A 20,974-nucleotide genomic window follows, 5' to 3' on the forward strand; every position below is an offset into this window, starting at 1 on the left:
GCAACCGCTCCGATCGGAGGGTGATCACACCTCTACAGAAGGTCACTTTGGGCCCTCCCGACCCCTTTTCAGGCTGCTTGCGTCCATCCGGGTGGTGTTCATCAGAAGATCGACGCGCCACGGGCGTCGGTCCACCACTTCGCCACCCCCATACACATCATGAGGAAAGTACGCAAATCGCCCAACCCGAAAGTGAGGGGCCATGGCCCAGAACCAGGTCACGAAGCTGTGGACCGCCATCGTCACCGCCTTCCTGGCGCTGTGCACGACGCTCGGACTCATCACGACGACCGCCGTCGCGGCCGTACCCCAGACCGGGACGACCAGCAACAGCAGCGCGCAGATGACGACGCCGGCCACGGCCCACGAGCCCTGGGCCTTCGCCAGATCACTGCCCCCCACGATGAAGCAGCGCATCCGCGCCGAGGCCCACGGCAAGTCCCCCAGCTGCCGCCACCGCGCACCCGCGGACGCCGACGCGGAGACGAGCACGGACATGGACGCGGACGCGACGGCCACCGAGGCGACCTCCGGCTCCCCCGAGGACACCGCTCCCCTCCAACTCTGAGGCTCCGGCCCTCCCCTGACCCAACGGCGAACTGGCGAACTTGCGTACCCAATCGCCCACTTGAAGACCCTCTGCAGACCCCTGACCGTGAATCGGTCGGGGGTCTCAGTGTTGGGCTCACTCTTGGTCCAGTCATATACGAAATTATCTTCACTTGACGAACCAGAAATTACGCCCCATTCTTCCCGATGTGACGACCTGACCGGCTCGCCCGCACCGACCGTTCCGGACCAGAGGACTGCTGATGGACGCCCGACCGACCCCCTTGCTCTTCGTCCACGGCTACTGGCACGGCTCCTGGTGCTGGAGCGAAGTCATCGCCGAGGTCGCGGCAGCCGGCCGTACGACTCTCGCGGTGGACCTGGCCGGGCACGGGCTGCGCGCCCGGCGCCCGGCGTGCGTCAGCGCGCGTCCGTTCGACGCAGCTGCCCTCGCCACGGAGGTCTCGCCCGTCGCCGAGGTCGACCTCGACCGGGCAGCCGACCTGCTCGTCGCGCAGATCGAACAGTTCGGGCACGGGGCGCCGGTCACCGTGGTGGCCCACAGCATGGGCGGCACGGTCCTGACGCGGGCCGCGCAGCAACGCCCCGAACTCATCGTCCACGCCGTGTACTTGACCGCGTTCATGCCCGCTTCGGACACTCCGGCCGCCGCCTACATCCAGAGCCCGGAGAACGCCGGTGAGCTCGTCGGCCCCTCCCTCCGGGCCGATCCCGCCGCCGTCGGAGCGCTGCGCCTCGACATCGCATCGGACGATGCCGCCTACCGTCAGCAGCTGCGGGACGCGTTCTTCGGAGACGTCGACCAGGCCGTCGCCGACGCCGCCATCGGGCTGCTGACGCCCGACGCCCCGGTCGGCATCGCTCTGGGCACCACCGGCCTGACCCGTGAGGGCTGGGGCTCCGTGCCGCGCACCTACGTCACCTGCGCCCAGGACATGGCGGTCCGGCCCGCCCTCCAGCAGAAGTTCATCGGGGACGCGGACGCCGCCTTCCCGGACAACCCGACGTCCGTCGTAGCACTCGACGCCTCCCACTCGCCGTTCCTGTCGATGCCCGGCCGAGTGGCGGACATCATCACGAAACTGGCCTGACCGCGCGCGGAATGCCGTCGCGGTCGGGTCGGCCGGGAAGCGCGGGTCGGCAGACGTGCAAAAGACCCCCAACCACGACTGGTTGGGGGTCTTTCAGCTGGTGGGGCTAACAGGATTTGAACCTGTGGCCTCATCCTTATCAGGGATGCGCTCTAACCAACTGAGCTATAGCCCCGCCGCGCTCTGCGGTGTGTGTCCCGCGCGCTGACCCCTGAAGATTAGCGCACGACGTGGGCAGTCCCAAAATCGATAGTCACCGGACCGTCCGCGGAGGTTTGAACCCGTGCCGGGCCCCCTGCGGACGGCCAAGTCACTCGTCCTCGGCGAGCGTCAGCTCGATGCCGCCGACGAAGCCCGCGGAGAGGTTGTAGATGAACGCGCCGAGGGTCGCGAGAGCCGTCGCGAGGACGACGTCGATGACCGCGATGACCGACGCGAACATCAGGACGTGCGGGAGGGACAGGAACGACTGCAGGTCGAAGCCGTTCGACTCGTTCGAGCCGGTCGCCTCGGAGATGGTGCCGCCGACCGTCGAGAAGACACCCATCGCGTCCATGACCATCCAGAGCATGGCGGACGCGACGATCGTGCAGATGCCCAGGGCGATGGAGAGCAGGAAGCTCACCTTCATCACGGACCACGGATCGGCCTTCGCCACGCGCAGGCGTGCCTTGCGGATGCGCGGCGTGGTGCGTGCCCCGGTGCGCGGCCGGCGCACGGCACCGGCCGGTGCGGGGGCCTGCGGCGGGGCCTGAGCGGCCGGGTTCTGGTAGGCCTGCGGCGGGTGGTACGGCCCGCTGGGCTGCTGCGGCTGGCGCTCGCCGGGGAGCGGGGAGGCCGGCTGCTGCTGCGGCGGTGCGGGCGGTGCCGCGGCCTGCGAGTGCGGCTGGGCGCCCGGGGCCGCCGGACCCGTCCCAGCCGCGTGCTGCTGGGTCTGCGGGCCTCGGGTGTCCGTCACAGTTCCCCCCTGGGATCCATGAGTGTCCGGCGAGCGCGGCTCGTTCGCGGGTGGCTTGATCGCTTTGAGCTGGGTCGTATGCGAGTCCGTCACCTGCGCGGCGGAGCCACGGCCGCCGCCGTCAGTTTCAGTACCCCTGGGGGTACCGGCCGACCCGGCGCCCGTGGCTCCGCTCACGATGTCTCTCTCCTCGTGCTACTCGGAGGAGGGCGACTCGCCCTCTTCCGTGCCGGTGGTCGTGGCGTCCTCGGCGGTCTCGTCCACGGCGTCCTCGCCGTCGACTTCCTCCGCCTCGCGCCCCGCTTCGGCGTTACGAGCGATACCGACGACGGCATCGCGCTTGCCCAGGTTGATCAGTTGGACGCCCATGGTGTCACGGCCCGTCTCCCTGACCTCGTTGACTCGCGTACGAATCACACCGCCCGACAGCGAGATGGCGAGGATCTCGTCGAGCTCCTCGACCACCAGCGCGCCGACGAGAGAGCCGCGGTCCTCGACGATCTTGGCGGCCTTGATGCCGAGGCCGCCGCGGCCTTGGACGCGGTACTCGTCGACAGCGGTCCGCTTCGCGTACCCGCCGTCTGTGGCAGTGAACACGAACGTACCGGGTCGAACAACATTCATCGACAGAAGTTCATCGCCTGACCGGAAACTCATGCCCTTGACACCCGAGGTAGCGCGCCCCATGGGGCGCAGAGTCTCGTCCGAAGCGGTGAACCTGATCGACTGTGCCTTCTTGCTGATCAGAAGAAGATCACTGTCGGACGAAACGAGCTCGGCGCCGATCAGTTCGTCGTCGGAACCGTCCTCGCGCTCCCTCAGGTTGATCGCGATCACACCGCCGGAGCGGGGCGAATCGTAATCCTTCAGAGGCGTCTTCTTGACCAGACCGCCCTTCGTGGCCAGCACCAGGTACGGCGCCGCCTCGTAGTCGCGGATCGCGAGGATCTCGGCGATCGACTCGTCCGGCTGGAAGGCCAGCAGGTTCGCGACGTGCTGCCCGCGCGCGTCACGGCCGGCGTCCGGCAGCTCGTACGCCTTCGCGCGGTACACCCGGCCCTTGTTGGTGAAGAACAGCAGCCAGTGGTGCGTCGTCGACACGAAGAAGTGGTCGACGATGTCGTCTTCCTTGAGCTTCGCGCCGCGTACGCCCTTGCCGCCGCGCTTCTGGGAGCGGTAGTCGTCCGTCTTGGTGCGCTTGACATAGCCGCCGCGCGAGATGGTGACGACGATGTCCTCTTCGGCGATCAGGTCCTCGATGGACATGTCACCGTCGAAGGGCACCAGCATCGTCTTGCGGTCGTCGCCGAACTTCTCGACGATCGCGGCGAGTTCCTCGCTGACGATCCCGCGCTGGCGGACCGGCGAGGCCAGGATCGCGTTGTACTCGGCGATCTTCGCCTGGAGTTCGTCGTGCTCCTGGATGATCTTCTGGCGCTCCAGGGCGGCCAGTCGGCGCAGCTGCATCTCCAGGATGGCGTTCGCCTGGATCTCGTCGATCTCCAGGAGGCCCATCAGGCCCGTACGCGCGATCTCCACGGTGTCGCTGCGCCGGATCAGCGCGATGACCTCGTCGATGGCGTCCAGGGCCTTCAGGAGGCCACGCAGGATGTGCGCCCGCTCCTCGGCCTTGCGCAGCCGGAACTTCGTACGGCGGACGATGACCTCGATCTGGTGCGCCACCCAGTGCCGGATGAACGCGTCGAGGGACAGCGTCCGCGGCACACCGTCGACCAGCGCCAGCATGTTGGCGCTGAAGTTGGACTGCAGATCCGTGTGCTTGTAGAGGTTGTTCAGTACGACCTTGGCGACCGCGTCCCGCTTCAGGACGATGACCAGGCGCTGGCCGGTCCGGGACGAGGTCTCGTCGCGGACGTCGGCGATGCCGCCGACCTTGCCGTCCTTCACCAGGTCGGCGATCTTCTGCGCGAGGTTGTCGGGGTTGGTCTGATAGGGGAGTTCGGTGACCACCAGGCACTGGCGGTTCTGGATCTCCTCGACCTCGACGACCGCGCGCATGGTGATCGAGCCACGCCCGGTGCGGTACGCCTCCTCGATGCCCTTGCGGCCGACGACGAGCGCGCCGGTCGGGAAGTCGGGGCCCTTGATGCGCTCGATCAGCGCGTCCAGGAGCTCCTCCTGCGAGGCCTCCGGGTTCTCCAGGCACCACTGGGCGCCCGCCGCGACCTCACGGAGGTTGTGCGGCGGGATGTTGGTGGCCATGCCGACCGCGATGCCCGCCGAGCCGTTGATCAGCAGGTTGGGGAAGCGGGCCGGCAGGACGGTCGGCTCCTGGGAGCGGCCGTCGTAGTTGTCCGTGAAGTCGACGGTCTCCTCGTCGATGTCACGGACCATCTCCATCGACAGCGGCGCCATCTTGCACTCGGTGTAGCGCATGGCTGCCGCCGGGTCGTTGCCCGGAGAGCCGAAGTTGCCGTTGGAGTCCACCAGCGGCATCCGCATCGACCACGGCTGCGCGAGGCGGACCAGCGCGTCGTAGATCGAGGAGTCGCCGTGCGGGTGGTAGTTGCCCATGACGTCGCCGACGACACGGGCGCACTTGTAGAAGCCCTTCTCGGGCCGGTAGCCGCCGTCGTACATCGCGTACAGGACGCGGCGGTGGACGGGCTTGAGACCGTCACGGACGTCGGGCAGCGCTCGCGACACGATGACGGACATCGCGTAGTCGAGGTAGGAGCGCTGCATCTCCGTCTCGAGCCCGACGGGCTCGACGCGCTGGGCGATGACGCCCTCTTCAGGCGTACTGGAAGCGTTCTCGTCGGTCATTGCTGGTGGGGATCCTTCCTGGTGCGGTCAGCTGAGACCGACTCAGATGTCGAGGAAGCGGACGTCCTTGGCGTTGCGCTGGATGAACTGGCGGCGCGCCTCGACGTCCTCGCCCATCAGGACCGAGAACAGGTCGTCGGCCTGCGCGGCGTCGTCCAGGGTGACCTGGCCGAGGACACGGTGCTCCTGGTCCATCGTGGTGACGCGCAGCTCCTCGGCGTTCATCTCGCCGAGGCCCTTGAAGCGCTGGATCGAGTCTTCCTTGATCCGCTTGCCGCTCTGCCGGCCCAGCTCGATCAGCGCGTCGCGCTCACGGTCCGAGTACGCGTACTCGAAGTCGTCACGGCCCCACTTGATCTTGTACAGCGGGGGACGCGACAGGAACACGTGCCCGGCCTCGACCAGCGGCCGCATGAAGCGGAACAGGAAGGTCAGCAGCAGGGTGCTGATGTGCTGTCCGTCGACGTCGGCGTCCGCCATCAGGATGATCTTGTGATAGCGCAGCCTGGCGATGTCGAAGTCCTCGTGGACCCCGGTGCCGAAGGCGGAGATCAGTGCCTGGATCTCCTGGTTCTGCAGGATCTTGTCGATCCTGGCCTTCTCGACGTTGAGGATCTTGCCTCGGATCGGGAGGATCGCCTGGTACTGCGGGTTCCGGCCGGACTTGGCCGAGCCGCCGGCGGAGTCACCCTCGACGATGAAGATCTCGCACTTGGTGGGGTCGTTGGACTGGCAGTCGGACAGCTTGCCCGGCAGGGACGCGGTCTCGAGGAGGCCCTTGCGACGGGTGAGGTCGCGGGCCTTGCGGGCGGCCACGCGCGCGGTGGCGGCCTGGATGCCCTTGCGGATGATGTCCGCGGCCTCGTTCGGGTTGCGGTCCAGCCAGTCGTTGAGGTGCTCGTAGACCGCCTTCTGCACGAAGGTCTTCGCCTCGGTGTTGCCGAGCTTGGTCTTGGTCTGGCCCTCGAACTGCGGCTCGGCCAGCTTCACCGAGATGATCGCGGTCAGACCCTCGCGGATGTCGTCGCCCGTGAGGTTGTCGTCCTTCTCGCGGAGCAGCTTCTTGTCGCGCGCGTACTTGTTGATCAGCGACGTCAGCGCGGCCCGGAAGCCCTCTTCGTGCGTACCGCCCTCGTGCGTGTGGATGATGTTGGCGAAGGAGTACACACCCTCGCTGTAACCGCTGTTCCACTGCATGGCGACCTCGAGGGACAGGCTCTTGTCCTTGTCCTCGGCCTCCAGGTCGATGATCGTCGGATGCACCACCTCTCCCTTGCGGGAGTTGAGGTACTTCACGTAGTCGACGATGCCGCCCTCGTAGTGGTACGTGACGGACTTGACCTCGTCCTTCTCGTCCGCACCCGCCTCGTCGGCACCGACCGTGGCCTTCGCCACCTCGCGCTCGTCAGTGAGTTTGATCGTCAAACCCTTGTTGAGGAACGCCATCTCCTGGAAGCGCCGCGAGAGCGTCTCGAAGGAGTACTCGGTGGTCTCGAAGACGTCCGGGTCGGCCCAGAAGGTGACCGACGTACCGGTCTCGTCCGTGGCCTCGTGCTGCGCGAGCGGGGCGGTGGGGACGCCCAGCTTGTAGTCCTGCGTCCAGCGGTGGCCGTCGGTCTTGACCTCGACGGCGACCTTGCTGGACAGCGCGTTCACCACGGAGACGCCCACGCCGTGCAGACCACCGGAGACCGCGTAGCCGCCGCCACCGAACTTGCCGCCCGCGTGCAGCACCGTCAGCACGACCTCGACGGCGGGCTTGCCCTCGGACGGGACGATGCCCACCGGGATGCCACGGCCGTTGTCGACGACGCGCACACCACCGTCGGCCAGGATCGTCACGTCGATGGTGTCCGCGTGCCCGGCCAGCGCCTCGTCGACGGAGTTGTCGACGACTTCCTGCACGAGGTGGTGCAGACCTCGCTCACCGGTCGAACCGATGTACATACCGGGTCGCTTGCGGACCGCGTCCAGACCCTCGAGGACGGTGATGGCGCTGGCGTCGTACGAGGCGGTGACCTCACCGTTCGACGAGGTCACCGCGCCGTTCTCGTCGGCGTCGCTGGACGGGATGTTCTCGTTGGGGTTGCCGGAATCGGCCACGAAGCGCCCTTTCTGGCACAGCACCAGCCAGGCTCGTCGGCGGGTTGCCGGAGCGGCTGCGGCATGTTGCGTTGGTAAGCCTTGATCAGCGTTGCTCAGCTTTTCCCGGGCGGTCCCCATCAGTGGGGCGGGATTAGCTCCCAGTCTACCGGTAGCACCGACAGTGATGGGGGTTTGCCGGTACCTGAGTCCTCATGTGCCGCCCTCAACCGGCGTCTTCCGGGTCCCCATATACGGAGCGGGGCTCCAAGAGGCTCACAGCGGCACTCAGCGCTTCCGGCTGTCAACCCTTGGCTACTTGGGAGTCAGATCGCGATTCGCAACCGTGTGCCGTTGCGCGAGCCGGCCGTCACGCACCCACATATGTGATGTCAGTCACCCATAGGTGTCGCCGGGTCCCTTGCTGCCCGGAGCGCGCAGCGGACCGTAGTTCCGGGCGGGCCCGCCGGGCCCGAGCACCTTGATCACCTTCACCGTGCCGTGCCCGAGATCCTCGTTCAGCCGGGCCACCAGGGTGGGCGCCAGCAGGCGCAGATTCGTCGCCCAGGCCGTCGAGTCGCAGCGCACGACCAGCACCTGCTCGTCCTCGTCGTACCGCTCCGGCACACAGTGCTTGGCCACGTCCTCGCCGACGATCTGCGGCCAGCGGCCCATCACCCCGCCCACCGCGGCCGGGGCCTCCCAGCCGCGCTCGGTGATCAGCCGGTTGATCGCCGCACCGAACGCCATGGGGTCGCGACCGTCGGCGCGCGCGCCGGAGCGCAGGCCCCCGCGCCGCGCCTGCTTCTTCTGCCGCGCCGCGTCCCCACGCGCGCGTGCCTGTTCCTTCGCCGCCCTGAGCGCCACGCGCGCGAGGTCGACACCGGACGGCTCGGCGGCCTTCTCGGGGACGACAGGCTCTTCGTCGGTCATACGCGCTCCACCGCCCCGTCCGCCACGGAGAACCGCGTCCCCGCCAGCACATGCGGTACGTCGTCGTCGACCGCGGCCGTCACCAGCACCTGCTCCCCGGGCGCGACCAGCTCCGCCAGCCGCTCCCGCCGCCGGGTGTCCAGCTCGGCGAACACGTCGTCGAGCACCAGCACCGGCTCATTGCCCTCGGCCCGCAACAGGTCGTACGACGCCAGCCGCAGCGCCAGCGCATAGGACCAGGACTCCCCGTGCGAGGCGTACCCCTTGGCCGGCAACTGCCCGAGCTTGAGCACCAGATCGTCCCGATGGGGTCCTACGAGGGTGATGCCCCGCTCGATCTCCTGCTTGCGCGCCTCCGCGAGCGCCCCCATGAGCTGCTCGTAGAGATCCTCACGCGTGTGTGCCTCACCGGGCGCGGACGGCTTGTACTCCAGCGCGATCGGGCCGCCGCCGGGCGCCAGTTGCTCGTACGCCTTGTCGGTGAGCGGCTGGACGGCCGCGATCAGGTCCAGGCGCTGGGCGAGCAACTCGGCGCCCACGCGCGCGAGATGCTGGTCCCAGACGTCCAGCGTCGACAGGTCCATGGAGCGGCCGCCGTGCCGTCGGGCCAGGGCCGCGCTCTTGAGGAGCGTGTTGCGCTGCTTGAGAACACGCTCGTAGTCGGAGCGGACGCCGGCCATGCGCGGGGAGCGGGCGGTGATCAGCTCGTCGAGGAAACGGCGGCGCTCGCCGGGGTCGCCCTTGACCAGGGCGAGGTCCTCGGGCGCGAACAGCACGGTCCGCACGATGCCGAGCACGTCACGCGGCCTGACCTGCGAAGAGCGGTTGATACGGGCGCGGTTGGCGCGGCCAGGGTTCAGCTCCAGCTCGATCAGCTGCTGCCGCTCGCCCTGTCTGACCTGCGCCCGGATGACCGCGCGTTCGGCGCCCATGCGCACCAGGGGGGCGTCGGAGGAGACGCGGTGGCTGCCGAGGGTGGCGAGATAGCCGACGGCCTCGACGAGGTTCGTCTTGCCCTGCCCGTTGGGGCCCACGAAGGCGGTGACGCCGGGGTCGAGCGGGACCTCGACCCCGGCGTACGAGCGGAAGTCGGCCAGCGACAGATGCGTGACGTGCATGGTCGTTCGCCGACCTCCCCCGGGTTGTGGACTGCCGGGCAGCCCTGTGGATTACTTCGTCTCGACCGCGTGGCCGCCGAACTGGTTGCGCAGCGCCGCGATCATCTTCATCTGGGGCGAGTCGTCCTGGCGGGAGGCGAACCGCGCGAACAGCGACGCGGTGATCGTCGGCAACGGCACCGCGTTGTCGATGGCGGCCTCCACGGTCCAGCGGCCCTCGCCGGAGTCCTGTGCGTAGCCCTTGAGCTTGTCGAGGTGCTCGTCGCCGTCGAGCGCGTTCACCGCGAGGTCAAGCAGCCAGGACCGGATCACCGTGCCCTCCTGCCAGGAGCGGAAGACCTCGCGCACGTCCGTGACGGAGTCGACCTTCTCCAGCAGCTCCCAGCCCTCGGCGTAGGCCTGCATCATCGCGTACTCGATGCCGTTGTGGACCATCTTGGCGAAGTGCCCGGCGCCGACCTTGCCGGCGTGCACGGAGCCGAACTCGCCCTCGGGCTTGAGGGCGTCGAAGACCGGCTGCACCTTGGCGACGTTCTCCGCGTCGCCGCCGTACATCAGCGCATAGCCGTTCTCCAGGCCCCAGACGCCCCCGGAGACGCCGCAGTCGACGAATCCGATGCCCTTGGCGGCCAGTTCCTCGGCGTGCTTCTCGTCGTCCGTCCAGCGGGAGTTGCCGCCGTCCACGACGACATCGCCCGGCTCCAGGAGCTCGGCCAGTTCGTCGACGGTCGACTGGGTGGGGGCACCGGCCGGGACCATCACCCAGACCACGCGCGGGCCTTGGAGTTTGCCCACAAGCTCTTCCAGGCTGTGGACATCGGCGAGGTCCGGGTTGCGGTCGAATCCGACGACGGTGTGGCCTGCGCGGCGGATCCGCTCGCGCATGTTGCCGCCCATCTTGCCGAGGCCGACGAGACCGAGCTCCATCAGTTGTTCCTTAGGTTGCCGAGTGTCGTGTGGGGCGCTTGTTCGCACCCACGTCCGAGCCTAAACCCGGACGCTCACGCACACCTGTGGGCATACGCGCTCAAACGTACGCCCCGACCTGCGGGTTTCCGAAGGCTTGATCAGCCGCTCAGCCGCACCGGCATGATCAGGTACTTGTAGGCCTCGTCCGCCTCGGCGTCCAGCGCCGGCTTGCCGCTGAGCAGCGCGGGCTTGGTGGACGTCGTGAACGACAGCTGGGCGACCGGGGAGTCGATGGCGCTGAGGCCGTCCAGCAGGAACGTCGGGTTGAAGGCGATCGACACGTCGTCGCCCTCCAGCTGGGCGTCGACCCTTTCCACAGCCTGTGCGTCGTCGCTGGAGCCGGCCTCCAGGATCAGCACGCCCTGCTCGAAGCTGAGCCGCACCGGGGTGTTGCGCTCGGCGACCAGGGCCACGCGCTTGACGGCCTCCACGAAGGGGGCGGTCTCGATCACGGCGATGGAGTTGAACTCCGTCGGGAACAGCGAGCGGTACTTCGGGAGGTCGCCCTCCAGGAGCCGGGTCGTCGTACGGCGGCCCGCGCCCTCGAAGCCGATGAGGCCCTCGCCCGCGCCGGAGCCGGACAGCGCCAGGATCACGCTGTCGCCGCTCGTGAGGGCCTTGGCGGTGTCCAGGAGCGTCTTGGCGGGCACCAGGGCGACCGCGGACGCCTCAGGGTTCTCCGGTTTCCACAGGAACTCGCGGACCGCGAAGCGGTAGCGGTCGGTGGAGGCCAGCGTGACCGTGTCGCCCTCGATCTCGATGCGCACACCGGTGAGCACGGGCAGCGTGTCGTCGCGTCCGGCGGCGATGGCCACCTGGGCGGCGGCGGCCGCGAAGACCTCGCCGGGGACCGTGCCCGTCGCGTTCGGCATCTGCGGCAGCGCCGGGTACTCCTCCACAGGCAGGGTGTGGAGGGTGAAGCGGGAGGAGCCGCAGACCACCGTCGCCCGTACACCGTCTGTGGAAATCTCCACCGGGCGGTTGGGCAGCGCGCGGCAGATGTCCGCGAGCAGGCGGCCGGAGACCAGGACCGTGCCCTCTTCCTCGACCTCGGTCTCCACCGACACGCGTGCGGAGACCTCGTAGTCGAAGCTGGACAGGCTCAGCTGGCCGTCCTCGGCCTTCAGCAGAAGGCCGGCGAGGACAGGCGCCGGCGGACGGGCCGGGAGGCTGCGTGCCGCCCAGGCAACTGCCTCCGCGAGTACGTCGCGTTCCACCCGGATCTTCACTGTTGCCGCCTCCTGCTGTTGCCGGCGCTTCTCGGCCTGCCTGGCTTCGTCGTCTGTCTCGGTGTTGTCAGCCCCTGTGAAGGGAAGGACACCGGGGAACAGTCTGACGCACCCCACTGACAGTAGGTGCCTCTCGGGGTCAAGTCGTGACGAGGGGCAGTCGGGAGCGAGACAGCGAGTTGTGCACAGGACCCACTTCGAAACGGTTTCCCAGCTCTCTCTAGTTGCTAGTAGTAGTAGGGCCTGTGGAAACCGTGGATAACCTCGTTTTCCCAGCTCAGAGCGGGAATTTTGTCCACTGGCCCTGTGGGCGGAGGCGGTGGACAACCGGGCGCTTCTGTGGAGAACGGAAAGTTCTGCACACTCCGTGCACAGCCGAGGGGCACTTCTCCCCAGCGCCGTCCCCAGCTTTACCCACGTTTCCCACAGCCCAACCCGGCACCTTCGTGTGACGCCTTTCACTCGACCCGGTGATCAGGCGCGTCGCGTTGCCGAACAGTGGACAGAGATGTGGAGAAGCTGGTGATCGCTGGGGACAACCGGCCCTGGCCTGTGGGTTGTCGGTGGACAACTTCGTGCACAGCTTGTGGATCATTCGGCTGTCCACAGTCTGTGGAGATCCTTCGTCCACTAATCCACAGGCACCTGACCTGGCCTGACGGTCTTTCGGCAGCGGCGCCTGTGGACACGATCTGGACAACTCCTGGGTCCCCAGGGTGTGGACGGCAGAAAGTCACCGAATCTGTGGAGAGAGGCCGTAACGCGGCCCGTATTCGAACAGCGGGTTGCCCAGCAGGTTGCCGCGACACGAAGAAGGGCGCCCCGGGAACTCGTCCCGGGGCGCCCTCAGCGAGCCGTCGGCGCGGCTGTCAGCCGTTCTTGATGCGGTTCGTCAGCTCGGTCACCTGGTTGTAGATGGAGCGCCGCTCGGCCATCAGATTGCGGATCTTGCGGTCCGCGTGCATGACGGTGGTGTGGTCGCGGCCGCCGAACAGCGCGCCGATCTTCGGCAGTGACAGGTCGGTCAGCTCACGGCACAGGTACATGGCGATCTGCCGTGCCGTCACCAGGGCGCGGCCGCGCGAGGTGCCGCACAGGTCCTCGACGGTGAGCCCGAAGTAGTCGGCGGTCGCGCTCATGATGGCCGTCGAGGTGATCTCGGGGGCCGAGTCCTCGCCGCCGGGGATCAGGTCCTTGAGGACGATCTCCGTCAGGCCCAGGTCCACCGGCTGCCGGTTGAGCGACGCGAACGCCGTCACCCGGATCAGCGCGCCCTCCAGCTCGCGGATGTTGCGCGAGATGCGGGACGCGATGAACTCCAGGACCTCCGGCGGGGCATTGAGCTGCTCCTGCACCGCCTTCTTACGGAGGATCGCGATACGCGTCTCCAGCTCCGGCGGCTGGACGTCGGTGATGAGTCCCCACTCGAAACGGTTCCGCAGCCGGTCCTCCAGCGTCACCAGCTGCTTGGGCGGCCGGTCGCTGGAGAGCACGATCTGCTTGTTCGCGTTGTGGAGCGTGTTGAAGGTGTGGAAGAACTCCTCCTGCGTCGACTCCTTGTCCGCGAGGAACTGGATGTCGTCGACAAGAAGGATGTCCATCTCGCGGTACCGCTTGCGGAAGCTGTCGCCCTTGCCGTCGCGGATGGAGTTGATGAACTCGTTGGTGAACTCCTCCGAGCTCACGTACCGCACGCGCGTGCCCGGGTAGAGGCTCCGCGCGTAGTGTCCGATCGCGTGCAGCAGGTGCGTCTTGCCGAGCCCCGACTCCCCATAGATGAACAGGGGGTTGTACGCCTTCGCCGGCGCCTCGGCGACGGCCACCGCGGCCGCGTGCGCGAAGCGGTTGGAGGCGCCGATGACGAACGTGTCGAAGAGGTACTTCGGATTCAGGCGCGCGGTCGGCTCGCCGGGGCGGGTCGCCGGCGCGGGCTGCGCGGCCAGCGGACCCGGGGCGCCGGAGTTCATGGAACCGCCGCGGTGGCCGTGCCCGGAGTTCGACGGCGGCTCGGACCGGTCCCGGCGGCCGTCGCGCTGGTCGTAGTCGGACCGGGGCGCGTCGTAGTCGGGGCGCGGCTGGTCGTACTCGGAGCGCTGACCGTCGTAGGGCGGACGCTCCATCGACTGCGGGCGGTAGTCCTGGGAGGGCGGCGCGTAGGAGTCCTGCGGGTTGTACGGCTCCTGCTGCTGGCCGTAGTTGTCCTGGGACGGCGAGGCATAGGGGTCGCGCTCGGGGAAGCCGAGTCGCGGCTGCTGCCAGCTGTACTCGTCCTGGGACGGGCGCGGCCAGCCGCCGGGCTCGGGGCGCTGGTACTCGGAGGGGTAGGCGGGGCGCGCGGTGGGCAGCTGGTCGCTCGGGGCGCCGGGCAGCTGGTCGGGCCGGTTCGAGCGGCGGTCGTCGGCGCGGTGGCGGCCGTAGCCCTCGTACTGGCCGGAGGAGAGCTCGGGCTCCTCGTAGCGCTGCTGGGGGCGGGGCGGTGGGGCCGGCGGGCCGGGAGGCTCGCCCGCGGAGTCGTCGACGGTGATCGCGATCCGGATCGGGCGGCCGCACTCGCGGGTCAGGGATTCGGCGACGATGGGTGCGAGGCGTCCTTCGAGGACCCCCTTCGCAAACTCGTTCGGTACGGCGAGCAGGGCGGTGTCGGCCACCAGCGCGAGGGGCTGGCAGCGCCGGATCCAGTGCTCGTCCTTTGCCTCGACCCCCTGCGCACGGCCCTCACCGAGGAGCTGCTCCAGTACTCGTGGCCACACTGCGGCAAGATCGGCAGGCACGTCAGCCACAGGGCACGCTCTCTCGTGGGTCCCACGAACGTGTGGTTGCGGGACGGATCGGGTGGTAAATGGGGTGGCGGTGGGGACAAGGGAACGAATCGGAGTCCAGCCACGGTAGTCAGGGCGACGGGTGCGGTTCAAGTTGTTGTCCCCAGGCTGTGGATAGTGTCTCCTGAGGCCCCCTGGTTTGACCGGATGGCTCAGCCGCGCGTACCGTAACCAGGTCGAGTTGTCGATGGCTGCTGCCGCCTGCCTCCGATGGGCACAGATCGCTGAAGGTGATCGGGAAGCGGTGCAATCGGGCGTGACGCGAGCTTCTCGTGGGCGCACGGTGACAGCCAGGACGGCACCCGCCAACACCGATTGATTTCTGGAGCCCCCGAGTGAGCAAGCGCACCTTCCAGCCGAACAACCGTCGCCGCGCCAAGACCCACGGCTTCCGCCTGCGGATGCGTACCCGTGCCGGCCGCGCGATTCTCGCGAACCGTCGTGGCAAGGGTCGCGCCAGCCTGTCCGCCTGATCCCGGTCAGGTCATGCCGTCGTGCTGCCCACCGAGAACCGGCTGAGGCGGCGCGAGGACTTCGCGACCGCGGTACGACGAGGGCGCCGGGCCGGACGTCCGTCCCTAGTCGTCCATCTTCGTAGCGGTGCAACGGACCCGCACGCGCCAGGGGAGAGCGCTCCCCCGACGCGTGCGGGTTTCGTCGTGAGCAAGGCCGTGGGCGGTGCGGTGGTGCGCAACAAGGTGAAGCGCAGGCTGCGTCACCTGATGCGCGATCGAGTCGCCCTGCTGCCCCCCGGTAGCCTGGTAGTCGTACGAGCGCTGCCCGGTGCGGGTGACGCCGACCATGCACAGCTGGCCCGAGACCTGGATGCCGCCCTGGAGCGGCTGCTGGGAGGGGGCGCGCGATGAAGTACCCACTGCTTGCACTGATCAAGCTGTACCAGTGGACGATCAGTCCACTGCTCGGCCCCGTGTGCAAGTACTACCCGTCGTGCTCCCACTACGGCTACACGGCCATCGACCGGCACGGTGCGATCAAGGGCACGGCACTCACCGCCTGGCGCATCCTGCGGTGCAATCCGTGGTCGCTGGGCGGTGTGGACCATGTGCCGCCCCGCAAGCGTCCGCGGTGGCACGAAATGCTGCGCGGCGCCCGGCGTGCACGCAAGGGCGGGACCTCCGCCGCCGAACAGGCCATCGAGGGACAGACTCCTTCGAGCCCGGCCGCCGAGACCCCGTCCCATGTCCAAGGAGCATGATTAGTGGACACGATTGCCAGTCTTTTCAGCTTCATCACGACACCCGTTTCCTGGGTCATCGTCCAGTTCCACTCCGTCTACGGGAAGATCTTCGGTCCCGATACGGGCTGGGCCTGGGGCCTGTCGATCGTGTCTCTCGTGATCCTGATCCGCATCTGCCTGATCCCGCTCTTCGTGAAGCAGATCAAGGCGACCCGGGCCATGCAGACGCTGCAGCCCGAGATGAAGAAGATCCAGGAGCGCTACAAGAACGACAAGCAGCGCCAGTCCGAAGAGATGATGAAGCTGTACAAGGAGACGGGCACCAATCCGCTCTCCTCGTGCCTTCCGATCCTGGCGCAGTCCCCGTTCTTCTTCGCGCTGTACCACGTGCTCAACGGCATCGCGACGGGCAAGACGATCGGCGTCATCAACGACCCGCTGCTCGCCAGCGCGCGTAAGGCGCACATCTTCGGTGCCCCGCTGGCGGCGAAGTTCACCGACAGCGCCGACAAGGTCGGCCAGCTCGGTGCCACGCTGACCGATGTCCGCGTCGTCACCGCGATCATGATCGTGATGATGTCGGCGTCGCAGTTCTACACGCAGCGCCAGCTGATGACGAAGAACGTCGACACCACGGTGAAGACGCCGTTCATGCAGCAGCAGAAGATGCTGATGTACGTCTTCCCCGTCATGTTCGCCATCTTCGGCATCAACTTCCCCGTCGGTGTCCTCGTCTACTGGCTGACCACCAACGTGTGGACCATGGGCCAGCAGATGTACGTCATCCGCAACAACCCGACGCCGGGTTCCAAGGCCCAGGCCGCCTACCTGGAGCGCCTGACCAAGCACGTCACGCACCACGGCAAGACCCGCAGGCGGAGCGAGAAGGTCATCGTTAAGGCGATCGTCGCCAAGGGCCGGGACCGTAACGAGTTCGAGCGCAAGTTCATCAACGCGCTGAACAAGGCGGGTCTCGCGGCCCAGGCGGACGGCACCGTGGCGAAGGGCGAGGCCGAGGCCACCACGCTGACCGAGGACGGCACGCCCACCACCGGCGGTGCTCCCAAGCGCCAGCAGCCCAAGCGCCAGTCGAAGGCGCAGCGCCAGGGCGGCCCGAGGACGGGCGAGTCCACCGCTTCCGCCTCCTCGACGCCGTCGACGTCGCTGGAGAAGTCCGACGAGCCACAGGACGCCAAGCCCACTGCCAAGCCTGCCGACAAGCCCGCTCCGAAGTCCGGCGCGAGTGGTCGCAGCAAGGCCCAGTCCGGGCAGCGCAAGGGCGGTCCGCAGCGCCCCAAGTCCCCCTCCAAGAAGTAAGAAGGAGCCCATCCCGTGACGGAAGGCACCACCTCCGCTGCCGCAGAGGGTGTAGACACCCTGTCCCGCCTGGAGCAGGAGGGTGAGATCGCGGCGGACTACCTCGAGGGTCTGCTGGACATCGCCGACCTCGACGGCGACATCGACATGGACGTCGAGGCCGACCGCGCCGCTGTCTCGATCATCAGCGACTCGGGTGGCCGTGACCTGAACAAGCTGGTCGGCCGTGACGGTGAGGTGCTGGAGGCGCTCCAGGAGCTCACGCGCCTCGCCGTGCACCGGGAGACCGGGGACCGCAGCCGGCTGATGCTGGACGTCGCCGGCTACCGGGCCAAGAAGCGTGCCGAGCTCTCCGAGCTGGGCGCCAAGGCGGCCTCCGACGTGAAGAACACCGGCGAGCCGGTGAAGCTCGACCCGATGACACCGTTCGAGCGCAAGGTCGTGCACGACGCGGTCAAGGCCGCGGGCCTGCGCAGCGAGTCCGAGGGCGAGGAGCCCCAGCGCTTCGTCGTCGTTCTTCCCGCCTGATCGGTCCTACGTTCCTCCGGCCCCGTCTGTAGCGCAGACGGGGCCGAAGTTTGTCAGCCTGATAGCTCTGGTGGTCGGCGCTCGGTGCGCCGATGCGGTACGGAAGGACGGTCCCCGTGACGGAGGCAGCGGAACTCCCCCCTGCGCCCGAGCAGGCGCGTGAGGTGTTCGGCGATCGGTTCTCGGATGCGGTCCGGTACGCGGAGCTGCTAGCCGAGGCGGGCGTGCAGCGCGGTCTGATCGGTCCGCGTGAGGTGCCCCGGCTGTGGGAGCGGCACCTGTTGAACTGTGCTGTGCTCTCGGAGGTGGTACCCGAGGGCGTGACGGTGTGCGACGTCGGCTCCGGGGCCGGCCTGCCGGGCATTCCCCTGGCGCTGGTCCGGGAGGACCTGAAGATCACCCTCCTTGAACCCCTGCTGCGCCGCACGAACTTCCTCACCGAGGTCGTCGAACTGCTGGGCCTGGACCATGTGACGGTCATGCGAGGCCGGGCCGAGGAGGTCATGGGCAAGCTGCCGCCCGTGCACGTGGTGACGGCTCGCGCCGTCGCACCGCTGGATCGGCTGGCCGGCTGGGGCATCCCGCTCCTTCGTCCGTACGGCGAGATGCTCGCCCTCAAGGGCGACACCGCCGAGGAGGAGCTGAAGGCGGCCGCCACGGCGCTGAGCAAGCTCGGTGCGGTGGAGACGTCGATCCTCCATGTGGGCGACGGAGTTGTGGATCCGCTGTCCACGGTGGTGCGGGTCGAGGTCGGGGAGAGCCCCGGTGGTGTGCGCTTCGCCGCCAAGAAGGCGAAGGCCGCCCGGACCGGACGGGTACGTCGCCGTCGCTGATCCGTCCTGACGACGAGACGTACTCCACACAAGCTGTCAAACCTACGCATGCCGGAGTGTCGCGACAGTTTGGGTCACCACTGCTGTGCATCGTGTTTCACGTGAAACGTCGCTCCTTGTTGCACGGCATCATCAGCCGGGGCCGCGCCGCGGAACCGCGCGACCGAAAACCCCTAGGTTCGCTGAGAGAAGACGCTTCGGATGACGCTCCGTCCCCCTTCAGGGGCACGGAGTTGTCCACAGAGGTGGATTTCTCCACAGAACACCAGGCCTCACTGGTTCACGACCCCGAAGACATGGGAGGCTCTGTTCATTGCGAGCCTGAAGTCGAGGAGAGTGAATCCTTGCGGTCCGACGCCAACATCGCGGGACCGATGACCGATCCGGTCCCCGGTCCCCGTACCGAGTCGATGGGGGAGGATGTTTCACGTGAAACACCGCCTCCGATGGACGACACTCCGATCGGTCGTGCTGCCCAACTGGCTGTAGAAGCTCTTGGCCGTGCCGGCGAGGGGCTGCCCCGTCCCGAGCAGACACGCGTCATGGTGGTCGCCAACCAGAAGGGTGGCGTGGGCAAGACGACGACGACCGTCAACCTTGCCGCTTCCCTTGCCCTGCACGGCGGCCGTGTCCTGGTGATCGACCTCGACCCTCAGGGCAACGCATCCACTGCGCTGGGGATCGACCATCACGCCGAAGTCCCGTCCATCTATGACGTCCTGGTCGAGAGCAGGCCACTGGCGGAAGTCGTTCAGCCTGTACCTGACGTCGAGGGTCTGTTCTGTGCCCCCGCCACGATCGATCTCGCCGGTGCGGAGATCGAGCTGGTGTCGCTGGTGGCACGGGAGAGCAGGCTGCAGCGGGCCATCCAGGCCTACGAGCAGCCACTCGACTACATCCTCATCGACTGCCCGCCCTCGCTCGGCCTGCTGACGGTTAACGCCCTGGTGGCCGGCGCGGAGGTCCTCATCCCGATCCAGTGCGAGTACTACGCGCTGGAGGGACTGGGCCAACTGCTGCGCAACGTCGACCTGGTGCGGGGGCACCTCAACCCCAACCTGCATGTATCGACGATCCTGCTCACCATGTACGACGGCCGGACCCGCCTCGCGTCCCAGGTCGCCGACGAGGTGCGCAGCCACTTCGGCGACGAGGTGTTGAGGACGAGCATTCCCCGCTCGGTCCGGATCTCCGAGGCACCGAGCTACGGGCAGACGGTGCTGACGTACGATCCAGGGTCCAGCGGTGCCCTGTCTTATCTTGAGGCGGCACGAGAACTCGCTCTGAAGGGTGTCGGCGTCAGCTACGACCCGACGCAGGCCCACATCGGCGCCCAGAGCAACCCGAGCATGGTGGAGGGCATTCAGTGAGTGAGCGACGGAGGGGTTTGGGCCGTGGTCTCGGCGCACTGATCCCCGCTGCCCCGACGGAGAAGACGCCGGCTCCCGCCGCGGTGGGAGGCAGCGGTTCCGCGTCGCCGACGTCGGTGCCGCTGCTGACGACCGACCGCGGTGTGGCCGCGGCGAAGGTGGCATCGCTGCCGCCTGTTTCACATGAAACCGAGGAGCCGTTCCTCAACGGCGTGGAGACGCCGGCACCTCCCATCGGTGCCTTCTTCGCGGAACTCCCCATCGACTTCATCACGCCGAACCCGCGTCAGCCGCGTGAGGTCTTCGACGAGGACGCGCTGCAGGAACTCGTCACCTCCATCAAGGAGGTCGGCCTCCTCCAGCCGGTCGTCGTACGGCAGACGGGCCCGACCCACTACGAGCTCATCATGGGTGAGCGGCGCTGGCGGGCCTGCCGTGAGGCGGGGCTTGAAGCGATCCCGGCGATCGTGCGGGCCACGGACGACGAGAAGCTCCTCCTGGACGCCCTCCTGGAGAACCTGCACCGCGCACAGCTGAACCCGCTGGAAGAGGCCGCCGCCTACGACCAGTTGCTGAAGGACTTCAACTGCACGCACGACCAGCTGGCGGACCGCATCGGTCGCTCCCGCCCGCAGGTCTCCAACACCCTGCGTCTACTGAAGTTGTCGCCGGCCGTTCAGCGCCGGGTCGCGGCAGGAGTCCTCTCGGCGGGCCACGCACGGGCGTTGCTCTCCGTGGACGACTCGGAGGAGCAGGACCGGCTGGCTCACCGCATCGTGGCCGAGGGGCTCTCGGTCCGGGCGGTCGAGGAGATCGTGACCCTGATGGGGTCGCGTCCGCAGACGGCTCAGCGCTCCAAGGGACCGCGGGCCGGTGCCCTGGTCTCCCCGGCGCTCACCGAGCTCGCGGGGCGTCTCTCGGACCGCTTCGAGACGCGGGTGAAGGTCGACCTGGGCCAGAAGAAGGGCAAGATCACTGTCGAGTTCGCTTCGATGGAAGACCTTGAGCGGATCCTCAGCTCCCTCGCCCCGGGCGAGGGACCGGTCCTGCAGAAGAGCCTTCTGGACGACGATTCAGAGGAGTCCGAGGACTGAGTTCCTCCGTGGCCGACCGGGTGGTTTCGCTCGATCGGCCACCGGAGCGGGCCGTGTCCGGTACCTACCGGACACGGC

At 68.0% G+C, this 20,974-nt stretch carries 18 protein-coding genes and 1 tRNA gene; 10 read left to right on the forward strand and 9 right to left on the reverse strand.

Features of this window, described 5'->3' with window-relative positions; translation table 11 throughout:
- Positions 1 to 202 precede the first annotated feature (202 nt).
- The gene (locus ACWDR3_RS03935) at positions 203 to 568 is read left to right on the forward strand and encodes a DUF6344 domain-containing protein (RefSeq protein WP_450350569.1); all 366 of its coding nucleotides are present in this window, start codon (positions 203 to 205) and stop codon (positions 566 to 568) included.
- A gap of 244 nt (positions 569 to 812) precedes the next feature.
- A complete protein-coding gene (locus ACWDR3_RS03940) occupies positions 813 to 1,661 on the forward strand; it encodes an alpha/beta fold hydrolase (RefSeq protein ID WP_450350571.1) in 849 nt (282 codons plus the stop codon).
- A gap of 98 nt (positions 1,662 to 1,759) precedes the next feature.
- On the opposite strand, the gene ACWDR3_RS03945 is transcribed toward ACWDR3_RS03940, so the two are convergent.
- The 9 genes from ACWDR3_RS03945 to dnaA form a co-directional block, all read right to left on the reverse strand.
- Positions 1,760 to 1,836: transfer RNA gene (locus ACWDR3_RS03945), tRNA-Ile, on the reverse strand.
- Positions 1,837 to 1,971: 135 nt separating this feature from the next.
- Positions 1,972 to 2,796, reverse strand: coding sequence for a DUF3566 domain-containing protein (locus tag ACWDR3_RS03950; RefSeq protein ID WP_450350572.1), 825 nt, complete (start codon positions 2,794 to 2,796; stop codon positions 1,972 to 1,974).
- A gap of 18 nt (positions 2,797 to 2,814) precedes the next feature.
- On the reverse strand, positions 2,815 to 5,406 hold the full coding sequence (gene gyrA, locus ACWDR3_RS03955) for a DNA gyrase subunit A (RefSeq protein WP_450350573.1): 2,592 nt from the start codon (positions 5,404 to 5,406) through the stop codon (positions 2,815 to 2,817).
- A gap of 42 nt (positions 5,407 to 5,448) precedes the next feature.
- The gene (gene gyrB / locus ACWDR3_RS03960) at positions 5,449 to 7,509 is read right to left on the reverse strand and encodes a DNA topoisomerase (ATP-hydrolyzing) subunit B (protein WP_450350575.1); all 2,061 of its coding nucleotides are present in this window, start codon (positions 7,507 to 7,509) and stop codon (positions 5,449 to 5,451) included.
- A gap of 375 nt (positions 7,510 to 7,884) precedes the next feature.
- Positions 7,885 to 8,421, reverse strand: coding sequence for a DUF721 domain-containing protein (locus tag ACWDR3_RS03965; RefSeq protein ID WP_450350577.1), 537 nt, complete (start codon positions 8,419 to 8,421; stop codon positions 7,885 to 7,887).
- Positions 8,418 to 9,539 (reverse strand): DNA replication/repair protein RecF, encoded by a 1,122-nt coding sequence (gene recF, locus ACWDR3_RS03970; RefSeq protein ID WP_450350579.1) that lies wholly within the window; start codon positions 9,537 to 9,539, stop codon positions 8,418 to 8,420. The genes ACWDR3_RS03965 and recF overlap by 4 nt, the downstream gene beginning before the upstream one ends.
- A gap of 51 nt (positions 9,540 to 9,590) precedes the next feature.
- Complete coding sequence (gnd, locus tag ACWDR3_RS03975) at positions 9,591 to 10,466, reverse strand: phosphogluconate dehydrogenase (NAD(+)-dependent, decarboxylating) (RefSeq protein WP_401720231.1); 876 nt, start codon at positions 10,464 to 10,466, stop codon at positions 9,591 to 9,593.
- 140 nt (positions 10,467 to 10,606) lie between these two features.
- Positions 10,607 to 11,737, reverse strand: a complete 1,131-nt coding sequence (gene dnaN, locus ACWDR3_RS03980) for a DNA polymerase III subunit beta (protein WP_123998963.1) — start codon at positions 11,735 to 11,737, stop codon at positions 10,607 to 10,609.
- 869 nt (positions 11,738 to 12,606) lie between these two features.
- Complete coding sequence (gene dnaA / locus ACWDR3_RS03985) at positions 12,607 to 14,517, reverse strand: chromosomal replication initiator protein DnaA (RefSeq protein ID WP_450350580.1); 1,911 nt, start codon at positions 14,515 to 14,517, stop codon at positions 12,607 to 12,609.
- A gap of 374 nt (positions 14,518 to 14,891) precedes the next feature.
- On the opposite strand from dnaA, the gene rpmH reads away from it, so the two are divergent.
- From rpmH to ACWDR3_RS04025, 8 genes are all read left to right on the forward strand, one after another.
- A complete protein-coding gene (gene rpmH, locus ACWDR3_RS03990; RefSeq protein WP_006381191.1) occupies positions 14,892 to 15,029 on the forward strand; it encodes a 50S ribosomal protein L34 in 138 nt (45 codons plus the stop codon).
- Between the two features lie 21 nt (positions 15,030 to 15,050).
- A complete protein-coding gene (gene rnpA / locus ACWDR3_RS03995) occupies positions 15,051 to 15,422 on the forward strand; it encodes a ribonuclease P protein component (protein ID WP_079078065.1) in 372 nt (123 codons plus the stop codon).
- Positions 15,419 to 15,772, forward strand: a complete 354-nt coding sequence (gene yidD / locus ACWDR3_RS04000; protein ID WP_402356714.1) for a membrane protein insertion efficiency factor YidD — start codon at positions 15,419 to 15,421, stop codon at positions 15,770 to 15,772. Before rnpA ends, yidD begins: the two co-directional genes overlap by 4 nt.
- 3 nt (positions 15,773 to 15,775) lie before the next feature.
- Entirely contained in the window at positions 15,776 to 17,071 is a 1,296-nt protein-coding gene (yidC, locus tag ACWDR3_RS04005; protein WP_450350582.1) for a membrane protein insertase YidC, read from the forward strand.
- Positions 17,072 to 17,086: 15 nt separating this feature from the next.
- Positions 17,087 to 17,599 carry a Jag family protein gene (locus ACWDR3_RS04010; protein ID WP_402356708.1) on the forward strand — a complete coding sequence of 171 codons (513 nt, stop codon included), beginning with the start codon at positions 17,087 to 17,089 and terminating at the stop codon, positions 17,597 to 17,599.
- Between the two features lie 116 nt (positions 17,600 to 17,715).
- Entirely contained in the window at positions 17,716 to 18,432 is a 717-nt protein-coding gene (rsmG, locus tag ACWDR3_RS04015; protein WP_450350583.1) for a 16S rRNA (guanine(527)-N(7))-methyltransferase RsmG, read from the forward strand.
- Between the two features lie 296 nt (positions 18,433 to 18,728).
- Entirely contained in the window at positions 18,729 to 19,802 is a 1,074-nt protein-coding gene (locus ACWDR3_RS04020; RefSeq protein WP_280876266.1) for a ParA family protein, read from the forward strand.
- Positions 19,799 to 20,896 (forward strand): ParB/RepB/Spo0J family partition protein, encoded by a 1,098-nt coding sequence (locus tag ACWDR3_RS04025; protein WP_450350585.1) that lies wholly within the window; start codon positions 19,799 to 19,801, stop codon positions 20,894 to 20,896. Before ACWDR3_RS04020 ends, ACWDR3_RS04025 begins: the two co-directional genes overlap by 4 nt.
- Positions 20,897 to 20,974: the final 78 nt, after the last annotated feature.

This window comes from Streptomyces sp. NPDC001002 (assembly GCF_053599215.1).